This is a genomic window from Nostoc sp. 2RC (genome assembly GCF_014222165.1).
Lineage (GTDB): Bacteria > Cyanobacteriota > Cyanobacteriia > Cyanobacteriales > Nostocaceae > Nostoc > Nostoc linckia.
The window spans coordinates 1-5,810 of record NZ_JACKZU010000462.1 but is presented as its reverse complement, the minus strand read 5'-3'; the positions used below and the strand labels follow the sequence as shown (position 1 = coordinate 5,810).

At 36.4% G+C, this 5,810-nt stretch carries 4 protein-coding genes; 2 read left to right on the top strand and 2 right to left on the bottom strand.

Features of this window, described 5'->3' with window-relative positions:
* The first annotated feature begins 131 nt into the window (after positions 1 to 131).
* On the top strand, positions 132 to 1,244 hold the full coding sequence (locus GNE10_RS31305; protein WP_099072534.1) for an AI-2E family transporter: 1,113 nt from the start codon (positions 132 to 134) through the stop codon (positions 1,242 to 1,244).
* Positions 1,245 to 1,282: 38 nt separating this feature from the next.
* On the opposite strand, the gene GNE10_RS31300 is transcribed toward GNE10_RS31305, so the two are convergent.
* Both GNE10_RS31300 and GNE10_RS31295 read right to left on the bottom strand, forming a co-directional pair.
* The gene (locus tag GNE10_RS31300; RefSeq protein ID WP_260447108.1) at positions 1,283 to 2,797 is read right to left on the bottom strand and encodes a sensor histidine kinase; all 1,515 of its coding nucleotides are present in this window, start codon (positions 2,795 to 2,797) and stop codon (positions 1,283 to 1,285) included.
* A gap of 318 nt (positions 2,798 to 3,115) precedes the next feature.
* Positions 3,116 to 3,652: a PEP-CTERM sorting domain-containing protein gene (locus GNE10_RS31295; protein ID WP_185569785.1), complete on the bottom strand. Its 537-nt coding sequence runs from the start codon at positions 3,650 to 3,652 to the stop codon at positions 3,116 to 3,118.
* Between the two features lie 348 nt (positions 3,653 to 4,000).
* Between GNE10_RS31295 and GNE10_RS31290 the strand changes: the two genes are divergently transcribed.
* Entirely contained in the window at positions 4,001 to 5,581 is a 1,581-nt protein-coding gene (locus GNE10_RS31290; RefSeq protein ID WP_185569783.1) for an alkaline phosphatase, read from the top strand.
* Positions 5,582 to 5,810: the final 229 nt, after the last annotated feature.

Sequence of the window (5,810 nt, the reverse complement as noted above, 5' to 3'; positions counted from 1 at the left end):
CAAATGTAAATGGGGCATGGGGCATGGGGCAGGGGAAAATAATAACTCACCAGTCAACAGTCACCAGTCACCAGTCAACAGTCAACAACAAGCAAAATAAAATTAAAACTCTTGTGGAGTAATCATCACTAATGCAAACAGCAAACAAACTGCCACGATGGTTAAATATAGGGTTGGCGTTCCCGATTATTATTCTCAACGGCTGGCTGTTTCTCCAGGTTGTGCAGTATTTTCAACCTCTGGTAAGCATTATTGTTGCGGCTATCCTCTTGGCTTTCGTTTTGGACTATCCAATTCAGTTTCTTCAGCAACAAGGGGTGAAACGAAACTTGGCCATTGGGGGAGTGTTACTGTTGACTGTGGTGATTATAGTGGGTTTGGGCATCACTTTAGTGCCGCTAATCATACAACAACTCAATGAATTAGCTAATATTTTGCCTAGTTGGATTGATTCTGGTACTCAGCAGTTACAAGCTTTTCAAGATTGGGCATTAAGTCAACAGCATTTACCGATTAATTTAAGTGCTTTGGTTAGCGAAATTTTAGAAAGATTATCTAATCAACTCCAGTCTTTCACGGGGAGAATTCTCAGTTTTGCTGTTGACACTATTGGTATTGTGGTGAACGTACTGCTGGCGGTGGTGCTGACTATCTACTTGATATTGAACGGGGAACGTCTTTGGGATGGTATTTTTCAATGGTTTTCCCCTAATATTGGTTCAAAAGTCCGGCAGTTACTCCGAGAGGATTTCCACAATTATTTTATCGGTCAGGCTACATTGGGTGCTGTGCTGGGAGTGACCATTACACTGGCGTTTTGGATTTTGCAAGTACCCTTAGCGCTACTTTTTGGTATTGGTATTGGCTTGTTTTCTTTATTTCCTTTTGGTACAGGAATAGGTATCGGTATAGTCAGCCTTTTGGTAGCGTTGCAAAATTTTTGGTTAGGAGTGGAAGTTTTAGGTGTCGCTGTTGCTATAGATCAAGTTAATTCTAATTTTATTGCGCCCCGAATTCTCGGCAATTTAACAGGCTTAAATCCGGTTTGGGTGGTCATTTCTTTATTACTAGGAGCTAAATTAGGAAGCGTTTTAGGTTTGTTAATTGCAATTCCAGTTGCTAGTTTTATTAAGGATACTGCTGATAGTTGGCGTGCTGGTGAATTTAATCGAATAGATGATATTGAATTAGAGTCTGCAAAGTCTACAAACACCACAAATGAGACAGTAATTAATTCATTTTAGAGACGTTGCAATTGCTAATTTCTATACTTGAATTGATACTAAACACAGGAACTAAGTTCAACTGGAATTTTAATAATAAACTCAGTTCCTTTACCAGAAGCAGAAATACATTGTAATTGACCACGATGTTTTTCTACAATAATTTGATAACTAATAGATAACCCTAATCCAGTTCCTTTACCAACCGGTTTTGTAGTGAAAAATGGATCGAATAATCGCTTTTGTAAATTTTCTGGAATCCCAGAACCATTATCAGCAATACGAATAATGACTTCCTTGGGGTTGATAAATTCAGTACGAATGTTAATTGTAGGTTTTGAGAGTGTTGAATTTTGAGTGTAAATTGAATTATGATTTACATCTTCTGTGCTTCTTCTATCCCCCAGTTTGCAGAAAACTGAAGCTAAATCTTGACTACTCACTTCCGATTCCTTACTTCCTATTCTCTCTTCTATAGCATCAATAGCATTTGCCAAAATATTCATAAATACTTGATTGAGTAGTCCGGGATAACATTCCACTAAGGGAAGATTTGTATATTCTTTAATTACGTTGATATTTTGTTCAATTTGATGATTTTTAAAACGACTTTGTAAAATTAATAAAGTACTTTCAATACCTTCGTGGATGTCAACTAATTTTTTCTCAGATTCATCGAGGCGAGAAAAGTTTCGCAAGGAAAGAATTATTTCTTCGATGCGCTTTGTACCCACTTTCATGGAATTGAGAAGTTGAGGGAGATCTCTAGTTAAAAAATCGAGTTCAATTTGAGCGATCGCAGTTTTTATTTCCCCTGCTGGTTCGGGATAACATTGCTGATACAATTTAATTAAACTCAGCAAATTCTCGCTATACTCAATGGCATGGACAAGATTACCAGCAATAAAATTCACTGGGTTGTTAATTTCATGAGCAATTCCAGCCACCAATTGTCCCAAGGCAGCCATTTTTTCATTTTGAATTAATCTAGTATAATTTTGTTGTAAATCCTGAAAGCCTGCTTTTGCAACCCTCGATTGTTCTTCTACCTGCTGTAATTGAACTAGTGTTAAAACGTGAATTTGAGAGTAGGCTAAAAGTAATTGATGAAAATCAATCAAGCTATATTTTCCAGATGCACTTTTAATTAAAATCGGTTCATAGGCAATTTGATGCGGCCGTTGCAAAGTTACTTCAGTGGCTTTGACAATGGACATATCCTCAGAAAGTATTAATATCTCTCTCTGGAAAAATTTGTAAAGAATTTTAATTGGTCTGAAGGAAAATAGTGACAAACTATAGGGATGGCTCATCTCCTCAAAGAATTTCCGCCGTGAAATCATCCCGACATATTCTTGATGATTATTCAGAATAATTCCTGGTAGTAAAGGCTCTTGGTTAAAAAGCGTAGCTAAATCATTACCTAGATGCTCTACTTCAAGGCAAACCTGCCAAAACGGTAATTCTTGTAAAGTGGACTCTAAGCGCAAGTTCGGTTGATTAGCATTTTTGACACTACTTGTAGGCATCATACTCTCAAGACTAGACTGCTGAGGTAATATTTCTGGTAACATGCTGAACAATCGTCTCGCTAATTTTTAACTTCATCAATTGTTACAAACTTATTTTTCCCAAATTGTTAACTAAAAGTCACAGATTAGATGGGGAAAATTAAGTTTACCCAAATAGCGATCGCTGGTCACATTGTATTATTTATTACAAAGACAGATGTTACATTTGCTTGTTTCTGAAGAGTAAAAATAAAAATAAAGTATCAGATATCGATACTTTATTTATCTATTAATTAAATTAAGGTTAAAAAAAGATTAAGTAAATAAAAAGGATTTCTATGTTTGTTTAACCTGATATTTTCTAACTTTGCCAAAATCAAGTTAAGCTTTAACCTTTTTGATGGAGGTTCCTTTTACCTTTAATATCCCAACAACACCACAAACCAAGAGAACACCACCTATAGTTGTAGGTTCCGGTACTTTTTGATAAGAAACTTGACCAGAAAAAAGTTCAGTATTTGGAGAAGTGCTAGAAAGTACTGTAAAGTTATTACCAACGATTTCGTAGGTGATGAAGCTTTCGGGATTGATATCGTTAAAGGTATATTCTAATCCGAGAAACGATGTTTGGTTTATTGAATAGACAATGGGAAAATCTGGATAATTTATATCATTTTCCTCGGTGTAAATTATCGATTCGCCATCAAATTTAAAAGAGACTGAAGTAGCGATCGCCTCTGGAATACTATCATTACTAAAACTTGAGTCATCAAAACTAAAAAAGCCTTGTCCCTTCTTTGTCGGACTATCTACTGTAAAAGCGTAATTAATAATTGCCGCAGATACAGATTTCATATCTACACTAGCTAAACCTAGAGCAAGACTACCAGCAAGCACTATTTGTGAAATAAATTTCATTTTTTTCCTCACGATAAAATTTTGCAAGCAATCCAGACATCAAGTTTAGAAATATTATTTTGGAGTTATGAGTTTAAGTAAACTTTAATTTCAGGTAAAAATAATATATGATAATCCGAATTTATTTAGAGAATGTTGACTGTTGACTGTTAACTGTCAACGGTGTAGGGTTGTCTTTAATCCCATCCCTAGAATGGATGGAATTAAAGACACCTTTTTATAAGTTAAATAAAATTACAAAAATTCAATATTTATTAACCATTCGATAACTCAATCTTTACTTATAGCTCCAGAGGAATATGGTAGAGACTTATCGTGTAATGGTTTTTAGGCTTGATATTATTTAATATGCTAAACCGTCGCCAGTTTTTGCTACGTTCTACTATAACAGCAGGTGGGATTATCGCCACCAATGTTGTATCGAAATCACCGGTTTTTGGAGAAGCACCTGCAATTATTACCTCTGACAAAATGCGTCCTAACATACCTTATGGCGTAGCTAGCGGAGATATATCTAACGATGGCATTGTGATTTGGAGTAAGAGCGATCGCCCTGCCAAAATGATTGTAGAATATTCTACCAGCGAATCTTTTAAAAATGTCCAGCGAATTGTAGGGCCAAATGCTTTAAAAGATAGTGATTTTACAGCACGACTTTTTTTGAAGAACTTACCACCAGACCAACAAATATTTTATCGGGTAATTTTTCAAGATTTAGATTATAAAAATACCTATAGCGCAGCTGTGAAAGGCAGTTTCCGCAGTCCCTCCAAATATGCGCGAGATATATTCTTTGTTTGGGGTGGTGACACCGCCGGTCAAGGATGGGGAATAAATCCTAATTTCGGTGGAATGAAAATTTATGAAACCATGCGCCAACTGAAGCCTGACTTTTTCATTCATTCTGGCGATAATATTTATGCCGATGGCCCAATTCAAGCAGAAGTTACCTTAGATGACGGCACAATTTGGAAAAATATTACTACACCAGAAAAATCTAAAGTTGCAGAAACATTAAAAGAATTTCGTGGCAATTATATCTACAATTTGCTTGATGATAATATTAAACGTTTCAATGCCGAAGTTCCGATTTTGGCACAGTGGGACGACCATGAAGTTACAAATAACTGGTATCCGGGAGAAGTTCTTTTAAGCGATAATCGCTATACAGTTAAAGATGTTAACTTGCTAGCCCAAAGAGGAAGACAAGCATTTTTAGAGTATACACCTATTGGATACGAAACAAACAATCCAGATAAAACGAGAATTTATCGCTCCTTCAATTATGGGCCATTATTAGATATTTTCATGCTCGATGAACGCACTTACCGAGGGCCAAATACTCCTAATAATCAATCGATACCAAGTGCAGAAACGCAATTTTTAAGCAGAACGCAAATACAGTGGTTAAAAAGACAATTACTCTCATCAAAATCTACATGGAAAATAATTGCTAGCGATATGCCTCTGGGATTAATAGTTAGAGACGGTAGCACAGATTTTGAAGCTTGGGCTAATGGAGACGGCCCGGTTTTAGGAAGAGAATTAGAACTTGCTGATTTATTGCGATTTATCAAAAACAAAAATATCCAGAATGTTGTTTGGTTAACTGCTGATGTACATTATGCAGCAGCTCATTATTACAACCCTGCAAAAGCCCAGTTTACAGACTTTAAACCTTTTTGGGAATTTGTCGCTGGCCCTTTGAATTCTGGTACATTTGGCCCTAACCAATTGGAAAATACTTTTGGCCCAGAATTGAAATTCCAAAGCCTTCCTACAGGTACAAAAGCAAATCGTCCTCCAAGTGAAGGTTTGCAATTCTTTGGAGGAGTTAAAATCAATGCAAATACAAAAGTAATGACAGTAACGCTGCGTAATTTAGCAGGGAAAATTGTTTACGAATTAGATTTACCACCAGAAAGATAAGTTGGTATGGCAATCCTAAATCATTCGTGAGAAACAAAATCCCCGATTTGTCAAAGAAATCGGGGATGTAAGCACTGCGAACATTGAATTTGCTCAATCATTCGTTGAATTTGCTCAATCGTTCATTGAATTCGGGCAACCAGCGAATAATGTAACATTTTAGTCTAGACAGTCCAGTAGTGGTCTGTCGCATTGTCCCACAGCCGTTTTACCCCACCCCTCAATCCCC